Annotated in this window: 14 protein-coding genes; 3 read left to right on the plus strand and 11 right to left on the minus strand. The window is 65.3% G+C overall.

The features are described 5' to 3' along the window. Window positions 1–10: 10 nt before the first annotated feature. Window positions 11–1,279 carry an aminotransferase class V-fold PLP-dependent enzyme gene (locus ACREBX_RS13650; RefSeq protein ID WP_431562292.1) on the plus strand — a complete coding sequence of 423 codons (1,269 nt, stop codon included), beginning with the start codon at window positions 11–13 and terminating at the stop codon, window positions 1,277–1,279. Window positions 1,280–1,295: 16 nt separating this feature from the next. On the opposite strand, the gene ACREBX_RS13655 is transcribed toward ACREBX_RS13650, so the two are convergent. Next, on the minus strand, window positions 1,296–2,474 hold the full coding sequence (locus ACREBX_RS13655) for a winged helix-turn-helix domain-containing protein (RefSeq protein WP_431562293.1): 1,179 nt from the start codon (window positions 2,472–2,474) through the stop codon (window positions 1,296–1,298). Between the two features lie 90 nt (window positions 2,475–2,564). Here ACREBX_RS13655 and ACREBX_RS13660 point away from each other — a divergent pair, with 90 nt between their 5' ends. Next, window positions 2,565–3,317, plus strand: a complete 753-nt coding sequence (locus ACREBX_RS13660) for a hypothetical protein (RefSeq protein ID WP_431562294.1) — start codon at window positions 2,565–2,567, stop codon at window positions 3,315–3,317. A gap of 2 nt (window positions 3,318–3,319) precedes the next feature. On the opposite strand, the gene ACREBX_RS13665 is transcribed toward ACREBX_RS13660, so the two are convergent. From ACREBX_RS13665 to ACREBX_RS13685, 5 genes are all read right to left on the minus strand, one after another. Next, window positions 3,320–4,093, minus strand: a complete 774-nt coding sequence (locus ACREBX_RS13665; protein ID WP_431562295.1) for a hypothetical protein — start codon at window positions 4,091–4,093, stop codon at window positions 3,320–3,322. 134 nt (window positions 4,094–4,227) lie between these two features. Continuing rightward, window positions 4,228–4,608 carry a RidA family protein gene (locus ACREBX_RS13670; RefSeq protein WP_431562296.1) on the minus strand — a complete coding sequence of 127 codons (381 nt, stop codon included), beginning with the start codon at window positions 4,606–4,608 and terminating at the stop codon, window positions 4,228–4,230. Window positions 4,609–4,642: 34 nt separating this feature from the next. Next, window positions 4,643–5,794: an alanine racemase gene (locus tag ACREBX_RS13675; protein WP_431562297.1), complete on the minus strand. Its 1,152-nt coding sequence runs from the start codon at window positions 5,792–5,794 to the stop codon at window positions 4,643–4,645. Then, window positions 5,791–6,423, minus strand: a complete 633-nt coding sequence (locus ACREBX_RS13680) for an HAD family hydrolase (protein WP_431562298.1) — start codon at window positions 6,421–6,423, stop codon at window positions 5,791–5,793. The genes ACREBX_RS13675 and ACREBX_RS13680 overlap by 4 nt, the downstream gene beginning before the upstream one ends. A 178-nt stretch (window positions 6,424–6,601) precedes the next feature. Next, window positions 6,602–7,498, minus strand: coding sequence for a LysR family transcriptional regulator (locus ACREBX_RS13685; protein WP_431562299.1), 897 nt, complete (start codon window positions 7,496–7,498; stop codon window positions 6,602–6,604). 161 nt (window positions 7,499–7,659) lie between these two features. On the opposite strand from ACREBX_RS13685, the gene ACREBX_RS13690 reads away from it, so the two are divergent. Then, window positions 7,660–9,741 carry a S9 family peptidase gene (locus ACREBX_RS13690; RefSeq protein WP_431562300.1) on the plus strand — a complete coding sequence of 694 codons (2,082 nt, stop codon included), beginning with the start codon at window positions 7,660–7,662 and terminating at the stop codon, window positions 9,739–9,741. A 139-nt stretch (window positions 9,742–9,880) separates the two neighbouring features. On the opposite strand, the gene ACREBX_RS13695 is transcribed toward ACREBX_RS13690, so the two are convergent. The 5 genes from ACREBX_RS13695 to ACREBX_RS13715 form a co-directional block, all read right to left on the minus strand. Then, a complete protein-coding gene (locus ACREBX_RS13695; RefSeq protein WP_431562301.1) occupies window positions 9,881–11,143 on the minus strand; it encodes an NAD(P)/FAD-dependent oxidoreductase in 1,263 nt (420 codons plus the stop codon). An 18-nt stretch (window positions 11,144–11,161) separates the two neighbouring features. Further along, window positions 11,162–13,600, minus strand: coding sequence for a penicillin acylase family protein (locus ACREBX_RS13700; protein WP_431562302.1), 2,439 nt, complete (start codon window positions 13,598–13,600; stop codon window positions 11,162–11,164). Between the two features lie 22 nt (window positions 13,601–13,622). Then, entirely contained in the window at window positions 13,623–14,819 is a 1,197-nt protein-coding gene (locus tag ACREBX_RS13705) for a M20 aminoacylase family protein (protein WP_431562303.1), read from the minus strand. Window positions 14,820–14,933: 114 nt separating this feature from the next. Beyond that, window positions 14,934–16,541 (minus strand): AbgT family transporter, encoded by a 1,608-nt coding sequence (locus tag ACREBX_RS13710; protein WP_431562304.1) that lies wholly within the window; start codon window positions 16,539–16,541, stop codon window positions 14,934–14,936. A gap of 94 nt (window positions 16,542–16,635) precedes the next feature. Continuing rightward, on the minus strand, window positions 16,636–19,644 hold the full coding sequence (locus ACREBX_RS13715; protein WP_431562305.1) for a TonB-dependent receptor domain-containing protein: 3,009 nt from the start codon (window positions 19,642–19,644) through the stop codon (window positions 16,636–16,638). Between the last annotated feature and the right edge of the window lie 288 nt (window positions 19,645–19,932).

A 19,932-nucleotide genomic window follows, 5' to 3' on the forward strand; every position in this document is an offset into this window, starting at 1 on the left:
GGGAGCGGGCGTGGAGCTGAATCGAAGACAGATGCTGATGGCCGCCGCGGCGGCGCCGGTGGCGGGGCGGCTCGAAGCCGCGCCGCTGCCGGTGGGCGCCCGGCCCGATGACGAGCAATATTGGGCGAAGGTCGCGGAGCAATACGACGTGATCGACGACATCATCCAGCTCGAGAATGGCAATTGGGGCATGATGGCGCGGCCGGTGCTCGAACAATATGAAGCCGCGGTGCGGCGGGTGAACCGCGCGACGAGCTATTATGCCCGCCGCGGGCTTGTCCCCGACCTTCTCGCGGTGCGCGCGCGCGTCGCGGCGAAGCTGGGTGTGACGCCCAAAGAAATCGCCTTCACCCGCAATGCGACCGAGGCGCTCAAGGCCCTGATCGGCGGCTATAACCGGCTGCGCGCCGGGGACGTCGTGCTTTATGCCGATCTCGATTATGACAGCATGCAGGCGTGCTGCGATTCCCTCAAGAAAACCCGCGGCGTCGATGTGGTGCGCATCGCGCTTCCCGAACCCGCGACGCATCAGGGGCTGATCGATTGCTACGAAGCGGCGCTCAAGGCCAACGCCCGCGTCCGCCTGATCCTGCTCACCCACCTCAGCCACCGGACCGGCCTTGTCGTTCCGGTCCGCGAAATTGTCGCCATGGCGCGCGCACGCGGGGTCGATGCGATCGTCGACGCCGCGCACAGCTGGGGGCAGCTCGATTTTTCGCTTCCCGATTTGGGTGCCGACTTCGTCGGGATGAACCTGCACAAATGGATGGGCGCTCCGCTGGGGGTCGGCGCGCTTTATATCCGCAAGACCAAGGTCGACCTGATCGATCCCGATATGGCCAACGAACCGCCGTTCGCCGCGACCAGCCAGGCGCGTGTGCACACGGGCACGGTCGATTTCGCGGCGCAGCTCACTGTCCCCGCAGCGCTCGATTTCCAGGATGGCATCGGCGATGCACCGCGCGCGGCACGCCTGCGCTATTTGCGCGACCGCTGGGCCGAACCTCTGCGCGGTACGCCGGGGGTCGAGATATTGACCCCGGCCGATCCGCGCCTGCACGGCGGCATCACATCGTTCCGCCTCGCCGGGCGTGCCAGCGAAGCGGACAATATGGCGGTCGCCAAACGCCTGCTCGACAATCACCGGATCTTTTCGGTGCATCGCACCGGACCGGCGCACGGGGCGTGCGTCCGGATCACCCCGGCCCTGTTCAACGGGCCGGGCGACGTGGACATGCTCGTAAAGGCGATAAGGGCATTGGCTTCGTCCTCGCGCTGAGGGGCGACCCTCCCGCTCAGGATGACGGGACCGTCAACCCAATCCGGACGCCTTCCAGGCCGAGCCATGCCGCCATCTGGTCGAGTTCGATCCCGAGACGCTCAAGGGTTTCGGTGGGAGCGCCCGGTTCGAGGGTGATCCGGTGCGCGAGCAGGACGCCGACCTGGCGGTCCGCCTTGAGATCGATACGGGCCACCAGCGCGTCGGCCATCAGGAAGGGCAGGACGTAATAGCCGTGGGTGCGCTTGTCCTGCGGGACATAGATTTCGATGCGGTAGCGGAATCCGAACAGACGTTCGGTGCGACTGCGCTCCCAGATCAGAGGGTCGAACGGGGCGAGCAGCGCCGCGCCGCTCATGCGACGGGGCGGGCGGGCGTCGCGGTGTATCCAGACCTTCTGGCTCCAGCCTTCGACCCGCGCGGGGATGATGACGCCCGCCTCCGCCTGGGCAGCGATCGCATGATCCGCTTCGTCGGGCTTCAGGCGATAATAATCGCGCAGATCTGCGATCGTCGCGACGCCAAGCGCGCGGGCGCTCCGCTCGATCAATGCGCGTTGCGCGCTTGCGGCATCGGGCGTGGGCAGGTCGAGAACGGCCTTGGGCAACACGCGTTCGGGCAGGTCATAGACCCGCGCAAAGCTGCCGCGGCGCGTGGCGGTGGTGATCCTGCCCGACCAGAACAGAAATTCGAGGGCGTGCTTTGTGTGGCTCCATTCCCACCAGCCGCTTTTGCTCGACCCGTTCTCGAAATCGGCGGCGGCCAGCGGCCCTTCGGCGATGATCCGGTCGAGCACGGCCTGTGCTTCGGGGCGGTGCTCGATCGCAAAGCGCTTCAAGCCCTGATAGCCGATCTCGCCCCGCTCGGCGCGGGCCATTCGCCAGCGGAGCAGCGGATGAAGGTCGAGCGGAAGCAGCGAGGCTTCATGCGCCCAATATTCGAACAGGCGCCGCTGGCGGGTCGGGCCCCAGGCATCGCGCTCGAGTAAAGTCCGGTCATAGCTGCCCAGCCGCGAGAAGGCGGGAAGGTAATGCGCGCGCGCCAGAACGTTGACGCTATCGATCTGGAAGAGCCCCAGACGGTCGAGGGAATTGCGCAAATGGGCGACCGTCGGCTGTTCGGGGCGGCGAGCGCCGAAACCCTGCGCCGCGAGCGCGATCCGGCGCGCTTCCTTGAGAGAGAGGGTAATCGTCACTCGCGAAGGCTTGGCGCTGGCTTCCGGGAGCGTCAACCGTCATGAACCGGGACATGTTTTGAGCTGGCAGTAGCCGATACGGAGATGACATTGGCCGAACTCGCGTCAGTTGGCTGGAAACCTTCGGTCGCGGACACCGGCACCATCGACTTCTCGCCGATCGGCGGCGTGTCCGGTGGGCCAGTCGTGACGGTCCCGTCGGGTTCGGGCAATGGTGCGGACACTTCCGGCAGCGCGTTCGTCCATCCGGTCGACATCGTCCCTCAGCTTGTGCCTTATATCGGGTGGAAGGGCGGCGGCCAGGATTGGGACGGGGAGCATCGCGATGCGAAGCGCGCGACGGTGACCTTTTCGTACAAGCTGCGCTGGGTCGGGGATCGGCTGACATTCGAGGTAAGCAACACGCCCGCTGATCGGAACTATGTCCTCTATCTGGTGGTCGAGGAGTTTTTGCCGCGCAGCGGCCAATGGCTGCACACGGCGATACCGGTCCCGGTCCATGGCTGCCTCACTTATGTCCCGCAGAGCTTCTTCGATCGCGAGGCGGCAGCCTTTGCCGAAGCCGGCAAGGCCATTGCGGATTTCTATCGGAGGCTGCCCGTGGATGTCGATATCGGTCGGCCAATCCCCGATCCGGTTTTCACTGTGGTGCGTCCGGGAGACCTGTCGAGCCGTCGGCATATCATCGAAATCGTCGGTCGAGAGGCGGAAATCGGCGATCGACTGCGGTCGCTCGCCGATTCTGCGCCGATCCTTGAGCACGGCGCGGCTGTGGGCGATCGAGCGGGCTCGCTCGCTCATGTGGATCGCGACGGGAGTTCTTCCGGCTTCAAATCGGCCTGACGCTAACGCCGCTTTGTGCCGTAATCGATCCTGATCCTGACCCAGGCGCCAACCAGCGGTCGTCCACCGAGCCGCGGGGGCCGCACCTGGAACGCCCACGCCGCGGCGAGCACCGCGCGATTGATCTGCGATCCGTTCGGATACTCGTCGAGCCCGACGCAATCCTCGACGCGATAATCGGGCGCCGTGCGGCAGGCAATCAGCCCCCAGCCGGGCCCGTCGGCGGTGGACAAATAGCCGCGCAGCTCGTCATCTCGCGGTTCGCGATACCAGGCGGCCGCATAGAGCGGCTCGCCGTTGGGCGCCGTTCCCACCCGTTCCGTGTCGCGGGAAGAGGAGGAGCCTCCAATATTGGGCGGCCCATAGACCGGTCCGCCGGGCGGACGCGTGGCGCTCTGGGGAATCGCCGGCGTAGGCGTCGGTATTGGCGGCGGGGGCAGCGATTCGGCGGCTTGCGCGGCCTTCGGTTGAGCCGGTTCTGACGGCGGCGGTTCCCGAGGCGCCGGCTGCGGCGACGTGGGCTGTTCTTCGGTCCGCGCGGGCTCCGGGCTGCTCGGTTCGGGCGCTTCCTCCGAAATCTCTTTGGCCTCGAGGCTCACCACGCTGACGGGCGCCTCCTTAAAGTCAGGCTGCTCTTCCAGGCCCCAGGAGAGCAGCATGAGCAGAAGGAGCGCCGGGATCAGAACGGCCAGGCTTATGGCAAGCGTGCGGCGCCCCGCCCCGATGCTGAGCTGTTCGACGTAGGGAGTGGCTGGAACAGGGCTCAGCTGAAGCAATCTTTGGTGTCGGCGTCCGCTGGTCAAGGTGCCCGGGGCTACAGAGGCGAGATAGTTGGGCGCCGGACCTTTGACAAGTGCGAGCGCCGTCCGATGAACGAAATGGGCTCAGGGAACATCCCATTGCTGCGGTCTCAGACGCTCACCGCAACGACGGCTTCGATCTCCACCAGCGCGTTGAAGTGCAGCGGGCCGCAGGGAACGATCGATCGTGCGGGGCGGTGCGCGCCGAAGAACGCCGCATAGGCCCGGTTGACTTCGCCCCAATGCGCGACGTCGGTCACATAGACCGTGCAGCGGACGATGTCGTCGAGCGAAGCGCCGACCACGCCGACAATCGCCTCGATGTTCCCGAGTGCGAAGCTGACCTGTTCATCGATAGACCGGTTTTCGGGATATTGTGTCTCGCCGGTCACGCCGAGCTGGCCCGAAACATAGAGCGCGTCGCGGTGCAATACGGCCTGGGCATAATGCCCGCCGGGCGGCGGCGCCGCTGCGCAGCGGATCTCTGTCATTTTCCGAACCTTCATCTCGATCTCCAAAAACCGATCACCACCCGCCCGTTCGCGGCCATTCTCCGGTCAGTTCCCCTCCGCGCAGTACGTCGTAGGAGGTGTAGGCCGCACAGGTCAGGCAGGCGTGATTGGGAAGGATGCGGACGACGGTGCCGATCGGCAGCCGTTCGAACCAGCTTTCGTCGGGCACGGGCACGCCGCCATGTTCCTGATGCACGGTCACGACCGTCAGCGATTCCAGCGGTTCGAGCGTGGCGGCATCGCAGACCAGGCCATATCCAGCGTTCGGCATGAAGCGGTTGGCCCCGACGTCCTTGGATAGCGCGAGGGCGCCGGCGTCGAGGATCAGGCTGGGGCCGGAGCCGCGGCGCTGGTGGCCGATGACGGTCGCCAGCACCGAGACGGCAATATCCTCTTGCGCGCAGACGCCCCGCGACAATTGCGAAAGGTCGCCGAACAGGTAAATGCCTGCGCGCACTTCGGTCACGCCCCGCAATTGTTCGGCGAAGGCCACGGTCGGGGTCGAGCCGACGCCGACGATGGGGCAGGGATAGCCGCGCGTGTGGAGCAATTCCGCCGATGCGACCGCCGCATGCCGCTCGACTTCGGCGAGCGCCCTGATCGGCGCGGGATCGTCGAACGCGTAGGAATGACCGGCGTGGGTCATCACGCCCATCAGCTCGAGTTGCGGCGAACAGGCCGCAATCGCCCCGGCGATCGCGACAAGCTGTTCCGACGCGGGTTCGGTGCCGCTGCGGTGTTCGCCGCAATCGACCTCGATGAGGATGCCAAATTGCGCGCCGAGCGCTGCCGCGGCTTTCCCCATGGCAGCGGCAGCCTCCATGTCGTCGAGGACAAGCAGCAGCCGCGCGCCATGCTCGCGCTGAATATGGTGGGCGCGAGCCAGTTTCGCGGGCGCGATCGCGGTCGTGTAGAGAATATCGCGCCAGCCCGCTGCGGCGAAATATTCGGCTTCGGCCAGCGTCGAAACCGTGATCGGCCCTCGCTCGCCATTTGCGGCGATACGCGCGACGTCGGTCGACTTGGCCGTCTTCAGATGCGGGCGCAGCGCGACGCCCAGCGTGTCGCAGCGGGCGCGCATGCGCGCGGCGTTGCGCTCCAGCCGGTCGGCGTCGAGAATCAGGCGCGGGGTATTCAGACCCGCGAAGATGGCGGCCGCGCTCATTGTACCAGCTCCCGCAGCGGATCGAGCGTATCGGCAATCAGGAACGGCCGCGCCGCGTCGGCGACAAAGGGCAGGCGGGCGCGGTTGTGCCAGAAAACCGGCATGCCGACGCCGGCCGCACCGGGAATGTCCGCCGGCGAACCCGCCACGAAAAGCGTCCGGGCCGGATCGGTGCCGAGCCGGGCCAGCACGGCGCGGTAGGATTCGGGTTGCGGTTTGTAATAGCCCGTTTCTTCGGAGGTCAGGACAACGGAAAAAGGCACTCCGACCCGTTCCGCGGCCTGTCGCCCCAAAACTGTCGAACAGTTCGTTATGACGCCGAGCGCGATGCCGCGCGCGCCGAGCCCGGCAAGCAGCTGCGGCGCCTCCGGCCAAGGCTGGAGCGTGTTCCAGTCGGCAACCAGCGCGTCGGCGGCCGATGCCGCCACGCCCGCATTGACGGCTGCCTCGCGGACGAGATCTTCATAGGGGCGGTAAGCGCCGCAACCATAGGTCAGCTCGAGATAGGCGCGGCGCCAGCGTAGCCCGTCGCTCTCCGACCCGGCCGCCCGGTTCCAGACCGACCAGGAATCGAGAAGCGCAGTGAGGAGGTCGAAGACCACGGCTTCGACGGGGGCGAACTGTTTCATTGATCGGGATCCAAATTCAATAGTGACGTCCAAGGACTGCGGCTCCGCAGGCTTGGGGTCGGGGATGCCGCCGGATGGCCCGGAGCGATTAGCAACGCGGCGGCCCGACGGGCAAATGCCCGTTGCTGATGGTTTCATGCCGCCGCGTATGGACGTGGTTCGCATTCGCCATTCCCGTCTACGCCGTTGCCAGCTTCCAGAATGCTTCGGCCGACGGCGATTGCCGGCCGCGCGGCCGATACAGCCTGACGTCGACCGGAATGTCCCAGCGCGCATCGCCCGCCCGCACCAACGTGCCCCGCTTCAAATCATCCGCGACGATGCTCAGCGGCAGCCAGGCCAGTCCCTTTCCATCCCTTGCCATGCGCGCGAGGATCAGCGTGTGCGACGTGAACACAGGCGTGAAATTCGCCCGCATCGCACTTGCGTCAAGCATCGCCGACACGATGCGATCCATCCCCGATTCAGCGCCATAGGCCAGCAAATTGACCGGATGGTCGGGGTCATCGGTGAGCGCGTGCAGCGCCCCGTCGGTTTCGCGCGGCGCGCTAACCGGCACCAGCGCATCGGATTCGAGCGATATCGACTGGAAGCCCGCGCCGTCGAGAACCGACGGGGCGCCGGGATGGAAATAGCACAGACAAAAATGCGCTTTTCCGCTCAGCATCATCTGTTCGGATGTGCCCATATTGTCGGCGGTGAGCTGAATCGGGATCGCGGTATCGGTCATCGCCTGAAGCGTCGCGAGCCACTGCGGGAAGAAGTTCAGCGCCAGGGCGTGCGTGACCAGAATCTTGACCATCGACGCCGATGTGCCGGCAATCTCCTGTACCTCGCGCCGGCCATGTTCGATATCGCGTAGAACGGTTTCGGCGATGACGGCGAAGCGCTTGCCGGCGGGTGTCAGCACCATCTGGTGCGTGCTGCGATTGACGAGTTCCACGCCGAGCCATTCTTCGAGCGCGCGAATGCGGCGGCTGAATGCCGGCTGCGTCACGCAGCGCGTCGATGCCGCGCGCGAGAAGTTGCCCGCGTGTATCAAGGCGCCGAAATCCTCGAGCCATGCCAGTTCCATCACTCATGCCCCTTCGGCCACTTGGGGCAGTTGTAGTGCAGCGACGGCCTGTGCCTACCCCTCCTGATATGCATGGATTGATCCATTTTGCGCATTGGAGCTCGTGCCCGCCCATCGGCAGATTGCGTGCGCAAACAAGCTTGATTCAGGGGGCTTTGGGGATGGGTTTCGACATTTTGCGGCGGGAACTGGGCCATCGCAGCAGTCGCGCGGTGGTGTGGACGGCTGCGCTGCTTGGCGCAGCGATCATGGTTGGCGCCCTGCCGGCGGTCGGCGCCGAGCCGGGGGCGGCGAGGCGGGCATCGCTGGTGCCGCGCGGCGCGCTTTTTGCTTCGCCCACCTATTTCGAACTTCAGATCAGCCCCGACGGCAAGCAGCTGGCCTTTCTCCATCCGCTGAACGGCGTCCTGAACGTCTGGGTCGCGCCGCTCGACGACCCGAAGGCGGCCACGCCGGTTACCCGTTTCGATACGCGGCCGCCCGACAGTTTCCAGTGGAGCCCCGACGGGCGGTACATATTGGTGCTGAAGGATGTCGGGGGCGAGGAGCATAGCCAGCTCTGGGTCGCGAACCTCGAAAAGCGCACGGTCGTCAATGTGACCGCCGATCCCGCCGTTCAGACAAAGATCGTGAAGCTTTCGAAGCGCCGTCCCGGCGAAATCCTCGTCGGCATGAACATTCGTGACCGCCGCTATCGCGACATATACCGGATCGACCTCGCGACGGGGCAGCGTACCGAGGTGCTCCGCAACGACCAAAATTACATCGATATCGTTGCCGATCCCGACTTCAACATCCGGCTGGGCGTTCGCGGCAATGTCGACGGCTCGTCGACCTATTTCCGCCTCGACCCCGCCGGGCCGAGCGAGTTCATGACGATCCCGCTGGTCTCGCTGCGCAATTCCAAGATCCTCGGACTCGACGGCGAAGGGAAGCTGTTGATGTTCGACAGCCGGACCAGCGACAGGGCGAACCTCGTCTCGGTCGATCTCGCCACGGGCAAGCAGACACAGCTCGCCGCGTCCGGGCGTGCCGACATCGTCGATACGCTGTTCTACGAAGCCAGCGGGACGCTGCTTGCGACGCGTGAGGACCCGCTTGTCAGCGAATGGACCGTCCGATCGGACGAGGTGCGCGCCGAGTTCACGGCGCTTGAAGCGGCGGCGGCCGGGCCGTTCAGGATCGTCGACCAGACCCCCGACAATGCGCGCTGGCTGCTCCTCGAAACGGTTCCGAACCGCCCCGACCGCTATAGCTGGTGGAACCGCAAGGACCGGACGCTCGTGCCGCTGCTGTCGACGCGGCCCGACCTCGATAAACAGTCGCTCGCGCGCCGGATTCCAGTGACGATTGCATCGCGCGACGGGCTCGGCTTGCCGAGTTATCTGACGCTGCCGACAGGCGCGAAACTCGGCGCCGACGGGATGCCCGTGACCCCCGTTCCGATGGTGCTGCTCGTTCACGGCGGCCCCTGGCTTCGCGACGATCTGGCCTTCGATCCGCAGCACGCCTGGCTCGCCGACCGCGGCTATGCGGTGCTGTCGGTGAATTTTCGTGCGTCGGGGGGCTTTGGTAGCGACTTCATGGCGAAGGGCGACAGGAAATGGTCGGAAACGATGCACGACGACCTGCTCGACGGCGTGCGGTGGGCGATCGACAAGGGGGTGACCGCGAAGGACCGCGTCGCGGTGATGGGGCTGTCCTATGGCGGCTATTCGACGCTCGTGTCGTTGAGTTTCACGCCCGACACCTTCCAGTGCGGCGTCGACCTCGCGGGGCCGAGCAATCTGGTGCGGCAAGTCGCGTCGATGCCCGACTGGTGGACCTGGCAGCGCCCGCAGTTCGTCAACCGCGTGGGCGATCCGGCGACAAAGGAGGGCGCGGCGGACCTGATGCGGCGCTCGCCGATCGCGCGCGTCGATGCGATTTCAAAGCCGCTGCTCGTCACCAACGGCGCCAACGACCCGCGCATCTTTCCCAGCCAGTCGGAAGAGATTGTCGATGCGCTGAAGGCGCGCGGCAAGCCGGTGACCTATGCCTTTTACCCCGATGAAGGTCATGTCTACGCAAAGGACGCGACGAACATCTCCTTCGCGGCAATCGCCGAGCATTTCCTGTCGAAATGCCTCGGCGGGCCGGCCGAACCTTATGGCGACGATCTCGCCGGGTCGCAGGTCGAACTGAAGACCGGCGCCGCGTTCGTCCCGGGTCTCGAACGGGCGCTTGAGGATATAGGAAAGTGAGCGTCGGCTAAGGCTCGCCCAGATATTTCGCCAAGCCTGCGTCGGGCGGGGGCGACCGCCCGTCCGCCTCCGCCAGGTCCATCCGCAGGAAGGCATTCTGGACATAGCGGATGCCCGCCCAGCGTAGCGGTTCAACCTCCTAGTTCGGGGCTTGCGCGCGGACGTAGGGCGCGTGCGGATCGGGCGCGTGGCCGGTGACCAGCCCGGCGAGCGCGCGGGCGCAGATCGCGCTGGTGATCACGCCATGCCCCGTATAGCCATAGCTGGTCCCGATCCGGCGTCTGTCATCGAAATGCACCGCCGGTAGCCAGTCGCGCGGAATGCCGAGATAGCCCGCCCATTGATGCGTGAATTCGACACCGTCCAGCGACGGCCACCATTCGGTCAGCCGGTCGCGGATCCAGCCGAAATTCGCGTTTTCGCGCAACGCGGTCTCGCCCATGTCCGAGCCATAGCGATAGGGCGCCCCGCGGCTGCCGAACAGGATGCGTCCGTCGGCGGTGCGCGTGAGATAATTGGTCGTGTGGACATAGGAGCTGAGGCATTCGCCGCCGGCCCAGCCGACCTTCTCCCACTGTTCGGCGCTGAGCGGCGCGGTGAGCATAATCGTCGAGGCCATCGGAATCAGCCGGCGGCGATAATCGGGCTGTGCGGTCATAAACGCTTCGCCTGCCAGCAGGACCGCGCGCCGGGCGCGGAGCGTGCCGCCCGCGGTGACGAGTGCAGGTTGCATGCCGGCAGTGGTTTGCAGGACCTCGGTCCCTTCATATATCCGCACACCGCGCCGCTCGAGCGCGCGCGAGAGCCCGCGCACAAGGCGGCCGGGGTGGATCGTGCCGCCGACGTGCAGGCGCAGGGCGCCATCGACCTTGGTCGCATGCACCGCCTCCCGCGCCCGGTCGGCGTCGAGCAATTCGCAGCCATCCTCCATGCCGAGCCTGACATAAGCGTCGAAGGACTGGCGCAGCGACGGCAATTGCTCCGCGCTGCGAGCGAGGGTGAGGACGCCCACCCGATTGAAATGCGCGTCGATGCCTTCCTCGTCGCAAATCCGGCCGACCTCCCCGACCATCGCCTGCTGTGCGAGCAGCATCGCCCGGGCCGTCGCGGCCCCAAAGCGGCGGGTGAGTGCGGCGGGGTTGATCGGAAAGCGCGGCGAGCACCAGCCGCCGTTGCGCCCCGACGCGCCGAAGCCGCAAAATTGCCGCTCGACGATTGCTATCGACAGGTCGGGGTCGTTTTGCAGCAGATACCAGGCGGTCCACAGACCCGTGAAGCCGCCCCCCATGATCGCGACGTCGACGGTCGCGTCGCCCGACAGGGCGGGGCGCGGCGTCAGATCATCGTCGCAGCTTGCGAGCCAATAGCTGCCGATGTCGGCGGGTGAGACGACGGTTGTCAATCGGGGCTCCGCCGCGCGCTAACGGGTGATCGGCCGATATTCGAGCGTCATGGTCGACGCGGCGGTCTTGCGTATCCTGTCGGGCGAAAGCTCGATCTTCTTGAGCTCGTTGGTCTCGTGCATCATCGTCTGGTCGGCGAGGTGGGGGTTCCCCCTGCCGTCGGGATCGATGAACAGATTCTGGCCGCCCGCGTCGATCACCGAATAGAGCGCGCGCCGGTCGGCGCCGATTTCCATCAGCCCGACCCAGCTTTCGCCGCCATTGTGCGGCGCCATCGTCGGCCCGAGGCGCAGGACCGCCGACAGCCGATGTTCGGGATAATCTTCCGCCATTTGCGGGCGGTCGGGGGTTTCGAGCGACGCGTCGAAATATTTCCAGAAGACCGGCTGTTCCCATTCGGCCATATCCTTGCCGGGAAAGCGCGGTTTGACCTCGGCGATCGTCGCCTTGATCGTGTCGATCATCATCGCGGTGCGGTCGCGCCCGTTGAAATAGTCGATGCCCAGTGGCGCGCCCGCTTTATCGCCCTGAAAGGCGCGCAGCAGCAGGCTGGATTGATAGGTCAGGTAGCGGTCGGTATCGATCGTCTTCCACCAGTCGCCCATATCATCGCCAAACAGCGTTTTCGGCGCAGTCTGGAGCCAGGTCCGGTAGAGCGTCAGTCCCGGATTGTCGTAGCGCTGATCGCCGTCGCGGTCCTGATACAAGCCGTTGAAGCTCAGCATCAATTCGCCCGCCCGCTTCACCTGGGGGTCGTCGCTCGCCGCGATCGCGGCCCGGATATAGGGCGCGAAAAAGTCGGGCGCCGCCTGATTGCGGTCGACCGCGCCCAGCGCGTTGAAGATCTTGCCGTTGAACTCGCGCATGTCGAGCAAGGTGAGCGACTGGCCCGTCTTCGCGAGCCGGTCGCCGAGCCAAGTGCGGAAAGTCGCGCCGATCCGCGCATTGTCGCCCTCCTGCGACCAGCCCGTCGCCTTGCTGTTCCACGACATGAAATAACCCTGCTTCGGGTTGATCATCTGCGGCTTTTCCGCAGGGGTCAGAAACCCCGTCCATTCATATTCGCCGGTGCCGGGCGTCGGCAGCCGCGGATCGACGCCCGCCGCCTTCCTGGGAAGAGCGCCGGCTTCGAAATAGGCGATCGTGCCGTCTTCGCCGCCATAACAGGCGCCGAGATTCCAGCCGAGACGGTCGACGCCCTTGGCCTTGAACTCGGCGAGGCTCTTTGCGCGGCCCATTTCGGCAAAGGCGACCCATGTGTCGAGTTCGCGGCCGTGGACGCCCATTTGCTGCGAGTAAGCGGTGCCGTTTTCGGCGTCCCACGCGATCACCGGCCCGTGAATCGTCCACGCGACTTCGTGCGTCACGGTCGCGCCGTCCTTGACCCGGAAGGTCTCGGTCCGGTGATCCATCTTTTTCCACGCACCCTTGTACCAATATTCGTACCGGTTCTTCGGGTTGAGCTTTTCGGCGAAGACGGTGCCGGCCTCGCTGCTGCCCGAAACGAGCAGCCAGCCGTGCTGCGCGCCGCGCCCCATCGTCGGCACGCCCCAGCCGGTCGAGCCGAAGCCCGCATTGTCGAAACCGCCGCCGTGCAGATGGATTTCGGGGCCGTCGGCAGTCGCCTCGAGCATCAGCACCTTGCCGCTCGCCGATTTCTCGGGGCCGATAACCATACAGCGGCTCGCGCCCTTCACCGGCTGGATCGGGGCCGCCTGGGCCGCTGCCGACGCGACGCCACCGGGCGGCTGCTGCACCGGGGCGAGCACCGGCGTCGGCACCGACCGGGCGGGGGCGAGGTCGTCGCCGGCGTGGATGGTGGTCGGGGAATCGGGGTCGGAAATCGGCACGACGTCGTTGAAAATCGCCCACGCCTTCTCCTGCCCGTAGCGCGCCGTCATCGCCTTCAGAAATTCGAGGTTGCGGATTTCATAAGTGTCGCGCCCCAGCGGCGCGGCGGTGATCAGCGCGAGATATTCGGCGAGGCTCCAGCGCGTCGGCTTGATCCCCCAGCGGATGAATTCGAGCGGGGTCAGCCGCGCAGGATCGGCATTCACGTCGTCGATGCGCTTGTTGATGCCGTCGACCATCGCATGGATCATCTTGCGATGCTCGGGCGCCAGCGCCTTGTAGCGCTGCATCAGCGTCGCGTCGGAAAGCCTCCGGCCGCGCATCATCTTGTCGCCTTCGATCGCGGAAGCGCCGAGCAGTTCGGCGCGGCGGCCCTGCGTATTGTGCCGCGCGAGTTCCATTGCGGCGAGGCGGTCGTGCGCAATCGCATATCCCGCGCCGAACATCACGGCGTCGGACGTCTCCGCCTGCACATGCGGCACGCCGAAATCGTCGCGGTAGATGCTGACCTTTTCGGCGGCGTTCGCCTGCGCCTGCGCCGCCGGCGCGGCGGCGAACAGCAGGATGGTCGAACCATGGAGCAGGGCGGCAGTCGAACGGCGCATCAAAAAAATCTCCCCGGATTGTCTATTTCGGCAGGAATGTCTCGGCCAAGGCGACCCACAGCGCGGCGCCGGTGGGCGAAATGCTGTCGTCATAGGCATAGTGCGAATTGTGGAGCATCACCGACCCCGGTCCCTCGTCGCCGTTGCCGAGGAGCAGGAAGCAGCCGGGAACGACGTCGAGGTAGCGCGCAAAATCCTCGCCCCCCATGCCTGGCGTGTCGAGATCGACGAAGCGGTCGGGGCCGACGATGCCGATCGCGATCTTGCGGACCTTGGCATAGAGATCGGCCGGATTGTGCAGCGCGGGATAGCCGCGTTCGTAATGCAGCTCCGCCTTCGCGCCGAACGACGCCGCGACACCGGTCACAATCTCGCGCAGCCGCTGTTCGGTCGCATCCTGGCTCGCGCGCGACAGCGTGCGCACCGTGCCGCCCATGCGCGCCTCGTCGGCGATGATGTTGAACGCGGTGCCCGCCTCGACCTTGCAGATCGACACCACCGCGGCGTCCATCGGGTCGGTACTGCGCGCGACGATGCTCTGCACCGCGACGATGATCTGCGCGGCGACGAGCACTGGGTCGACCGTCAGGTGCGGGCGCGCGGCGTGGCCGCCCTTGCCCGACACGACGATCTCGAACTTGTCGGCGGCGGCATAGAGCGCGCCCGCGCGCCCCGCGAGCTTGCCCGCGGCGATGCCCGGGCGATTGTGGACGCCGAAGATGGCGTCCATCGGGAAGCGATCGAACAGGCCGTCGCGGATCATCGCGCTGGCGCCGCCGTCGGGGTCGCCGTCGGGCCCATGATAACCGAGCGATTCCTCGGCGGGCTGGAAGATCAGATGCACCGCACCGTCGAAGTTGCGCGTTGCCGCCAGATGTTTGGCGGCGCCGAGCAGCATCGTCGTATGCCCGTCGTGGCCGCAGGCGTGCATCACGCCGGGCGTGCAGGATTTATGATCGGACTCGGTCAGTTCGGTCATCGGCAACGCATCGATGTCGGCGCGGATGCCGATCGCGCGGTCCGACCCGCCGGCGCGGATCGTCGCGACGATGCCGGTGCCGCCGATGCCGGTGTGCACCTCGTCGACCCCGAAGCTTTCGAGCAGATCGAGGATGAAGCTGACCGTGCCCTGTTCGTGAAAGCCGAGTTCGGGATGCTGATGGATATGCCGGCGCCAGGCGGTCATGTCGGTTTCGAGCGATTTGAGGTCAACGGACATGGGGACGGACCTCCTGGCGCAGCGGCAAAGTCAGGCTAGGGGCGACGCGCGGCCGACCCCAATGCCTATTGGACATGGTTGCATGTTCGGCGGCGGATTTCATCATGGTCTCCCTCAAGGCGCGGCGTGCGCCGCGATCTGATAGAAGACCCCCGCGTGTGGGCCGAGGGGGAGGTCGAAGACGACCCATGCGACGACCATCGTGATGCCCGTCGCCATGAAACAGAGCGCATAGGGCAGCATCAGCGCGAGCAGCGATCCGACCCCCATCGACTTGTCCCACCGCTGGCAGAAGACGAGGACGAGCGGGAAATAGCTCATCAGCGGGGTCATGATATTGGTATAGCTGTCGCCCATGCGATAGGCGGCCGTCGTCATTTCGGGACTGATGCCGAGCAGCATGAACATCGGCACGACCACCGACGACAGGACGCTCCACTTCGCCGTCGCCGACCCGATGAACAGATCCATCGTCGACGAGAGGAGCAGCACGCAGACGAGGAGCAGCGGCGCGGGCAGGTTCATGCCCTGCAGCCTCTCGGCACCGCTGATCGCGATGATCGGTCCGATCCCCGACCAGTTGAACATCGCCACGAAATGCGCCGCGAAAAAGACGAAGACGAGATAGGGCGCGATCGTCTTTACGCCCTCGCGCATCATCGCGATCACATCATTCGAATTTTCGACCGTGCCGACAGCGCGTCCGAAGACCACGCCGGTGAACAGGAACAGCAGAAACAGCGCGGCGATCATCGAACCATAGAGCGGCTGCAGCCGGATCGGGCCGTCGGCGTCCTGGTCGATGAATGGCGTATAGCCCGGCCAGAGGCAGAGCGCGGCGAACAGGGCGACCACCAGCAATGCGGCAACGCCCGCGCGGCGAAGCCCCCGCCGCTCGTCGTCGCTGAGATCGCCCTTTTCAAGATCGGTGCGCAACTCGTCGTCGATCGCCTCGTTCCACGTCCCGAGGCGCGGTTCGACGATCCGGTCGGTGACGAACCAGATGATCGGCGTGAAAAAGACGACGATGCCGAGGATGAAATACCAGTTGCCGAGCGGGTTCATCGTCCAGCCGGGCTCGACGATACGCGCGGCTTCCTGTGTGAAGCCGAACAGCAGGACGTCGAGCTGGCCGGGCATGATGTTGCCGGCATAGCCGCCCGACACGGCGGCGAGCGCTGCGGCAATTCCCGCGAGCGGATGGCGCCCGACCGATGCGAAAAGCACCGCTGCCATCGGGATGAGCACGACATAGGCGGCGTCGGCGGCGTGGTGCGACACCATGCCCACCACCGCGATGATAGGCGTCATATAGCGGCGCGGCGTGTTACGCAGCGAGCCGCGGATCAGCGCGAAGAACAGCCCCGATCGCTCGGCCACCGCGGCACCCATCATGATCGTCAGGATGATGCCGAGCGGGGTGAAGCTGGCATAGGTGCGCGGCATTTCGGTAAACAGCCGCGCGATATTCTCGGCCGAGAACAGGCTCGACGCGCGATAGGTCAGGACGCCACCCGCAAGCTCGGCGCCGGCGGGCGCCTCCTTGCCCGAATAGGGCAGCGATCCGCTCCACCCCAGTCCTGCGCCGATCGCCGATATGATCATCAATATGATGATCAGGTAGAGGAAGATGATGGTCGGATCGGGCAGCAGATTCCCGACGCGCTCGACGACGCCGAGAAACCCCCTCTGACGGGCAGGGCGGATGGTTTCAGCACTCATAATTGCGCCTCCTGCCAGGCTGGATTCGTGTCGCTGTAGAGAGACAATATGAGGTCCGCGCGCGCGGCGCGAACCTCATATTGTCGGCCCGGATTCAGAAGTTCACTTCGAGCCCGAGACGGATAACCGGTCCGAACTGATCGAAGCCGCCCCCCGACGGATCGATGACCTGAACCGATTCCATCACCGGCAGCTTCTCGTTGAGAAGATTTGTAACGCCAAATGAGAATTTGGCTTCCTGCTTCCCGTTCATCGGCAGTGTATAGGATGCCGAAATATCGTTGTAGAAGCGCGAACCCGTCCGGTCGGGTGACAGAAGCTCGCGGCTGATCCCCGGCGAGATGTCGGTCAGCGCCTGGCTCGACTGATAGCGGCCCTGCCAGCCGACCGTCAGGCCGCCGACCGAATAGTTCAGCCCGACGACGCCCTTATATTTGGGGTAGCCGTAAAAGCCTTCGAGCACGGTGAACTGATCCGGCCGTGCCTGAAAGGTGAAAGTCCGCAGGCGGTGCAGATAGGTGAAGGCCAGGTTCGCCGAGAGGCGGCCGGCGCCGAGCGGGTGGGCGTAGAAGGCTTGCGTATCCAGCCCCGATGTCTGCAGCTTCGACGTGTTCACATAGGTGCTGTTGCCGCCGATGATGCTGAAGAAATTTGCCCCCGGCGTCATGTCGCGGGTGATCAGCGCGCACAATTCCGGGTCGGGCCCGCCGGCGCGATCGACGCAATTTTCGGCAATGGCTTGCGGGCTGAGGAAGCTGATCGCGTCCTCGATCTTGATGTTGAACCAGTCGGCCGAAATCTGGAGGCCGGGCAGGAAATTCGGCGTCAGGACAAAACCGGCCGTCCAGCTGTCCGAAACCTCGGGCCGCAGATTCTGGTTGCCCGATACGATGAACGGCACACCGATCCCGCCGCTGATCGGGACAAAGCCCGCTGGGCGGCCCAGCGCGGCGCAGTTGGCGGCGCGATTGGGATTTTGACCGAGGTTGTTTTGCGAACAGGGGTCGTTGACGTTGGTCGTCTGACCCTCGCTCGGCCGGAAGGCTTCGAAGATGTTCGGCGCGCGAATGGCGCGGCTCAACGTCGCGCGCAGGCGGAACCCGTCGACCGGCTCCCAGATCGCGCCGGCTTTCCATGACGTCGCCTGTCCCGCGTGGCTATAATCGGCGTGGCGCACCGCGCCCTCGACCGACAGCAGCTTGGCAAAAGGCATGTCGGTCAAGAGGGGTATGCTGAGTTCGCCGAAGAGTTCGGTGACATGATAGCCGCCTGAATAATCCTGCGACGACGCCTGGTTGGTCACGCCGGCCTTGATCAGCGGATCGGTGGTCCGGCCGTTACGTTCTTTCCGATACTCTGCACCCAGCGCGATGCCGATCGACCCGCCGCCCGGCATGGTCAGGAACTTGCTCGAATCTCCGGAGAGCGAAAAGCCGGCCGTGGTCTGGCGGACGAAGGCCGTGGACACCGTGGTCGTGCTGACGAAGTCGCGCGCCTCCTGCGAGCTGGCGGTCGAACCGAACGGATTGAAGGGCACGCAGGGGCCGCCGCCGACGATAGCGGGCCGGACATAGCCGACGGGTTGAAGCGAGGGTACATCCATGCGGCAGCGAATCTGCCCCGAACCGGGATCGACCACGGCGTCGAGCGCCGCGCGCAGATTGGGCAGGAGCATGCGGTTGTAACCGGTGAACTTCGCCTTGGTGCGACCATAGGTGCCATAGATATCGTAGCGGAGATCCGAGAAGCCGGTCTCGAACTCGCCTTTGAGCCCGCCGACGAACGACAGGCTGTTGCGATCGACCTGGCTGAAGCGCAGCCCGACGTCGGTGTAGAGGCGATCGAGAGCCAGTGTCGTCGCTCCGGCGGCCAGCAATTGCTGACGGAAAGCCTGATTCAGGAACGCATTCTGCGCGATGTTGATCGGCTGTGCGGCGCGGAGCACGGGCTGTCCGCGGCCATAGCTTGACGTGTTGTTATAGTCGGCGCCGAAATAGGCCCGCACATTGTCGCTGAAGTCGAAATGGGTGCTGAGGTTGAGGTTGTAGCGCTCGATGTCGGGAACGATCGAAATCGAATCGTCGAAGCGGAAGCAAGCGGGACCGCAATTGTCGAATTTCCCGAACAGGCTGCCGTCGGTAAAAAGAGGCGTCGGCGCAGGGCGCGGCGTGCCATCATCATTGAAGACGAACGCACCGAGGCCCCCCGTGTCGCCGCGAAGACCCACCGCGCCATAACCGGAATATTGAAAGGCTTCGCCGCCGGGAATGATGATATAATCGGGAATGCCGTCGTTCGGCCCGGTATCGGCGGGATTGATCATCGCGACATTGTTTTTCATGTCGGCCTGGCGCGGGGTGATTTCCTTCACCTTCGTATAGTCCGCCGCCACGGTGATGTTGCCGCGCCCGTCGGCGAAATTGTGCCCGGCGAGGAGGCTGCCGCCATAGGTGAAACCTTCGGACCCGCGCGCCGGCTGCGAACCGCTAAAGGACAGGCGAACGCCGTCGAAGTCATCCTTGAGGATGATGTTCACGACGCCCGATACGGCGTCCGAACCATAAATCGCCGACGCGCCGCCGGTGATGATCTCGACGCGCTCGATCAGGTTGGGGTTGATCGAGTTCAGATCGACCGCCGCGCTGTCGGTGGTGCCCGAAACGCGGCGCTTGCCGTTGACGAGCACCAGCGTGCGGTTCGAGCCGAGGCTGCGCAGGTCGACGACTGCGAGGCCGCCGCTGGTTTCGCCGCGCGATCCCGAGGCGCCGCCTTGCTGGCTCTGCTGCATGCTGCCCGAAAAGCCGATGGCGGGTTGCTGGGCGAGGGCGCGGCCGATGTCGAACTGCGCATTGTTCGCGCCGAGCGTTTCGGAACTCACCACCCCGACCGGGGTCGGCAAGTCGAGGACCGGGCGGCCGATACGCGACCCTGTCACGACGATGTCGCTGGCGCCCTCTGTTTCCGCGCCGTCGTCCGGTGCCGGTGCGTCCTGAGCATGTGCGGTGCCCGCCACGCCTGTCAGCCCTGCAAAAAGGGAAATCGCGAGAAGCGATGTGGAAATCTTGAACTTGCTGCTCTCCGCCGTTGCCGGTCCCTGGATCATTTTTTTTCTCCGCCCTGAACCCTGCCAAAGTCGTCCGTTCGTCGGTTAGTGCATGGGCCCATTCTGTCTATGGACATGCGGGCATCGATCCCAATGCCGGTTCGACATAGAATCATTCGTGCGGTGCGAGGGGTGTCTGCGCAGTTTTATTACGCCGTCGTCGACTAGGACCAATCGACATTCAGCTCAGGGTGAGTCGAAAATGGTGGTTTTCCGTGACCCGGAGCGCAGCGTACATCTGGTACGTGAGCACCGGAAGCACGGGAAATTGCCATTTGCAGACCGCCA

Source organism: Sphingopyxis sp., assembly GCF_050725655.1.
In the GTDB taxonomy this organism is placed as follows: domain Bacteria; phylum Pseudomonadota; class Alphaproteobacteria; order Sphingomonadales; family Sphingomonadaceae; genus Sphingopyxis.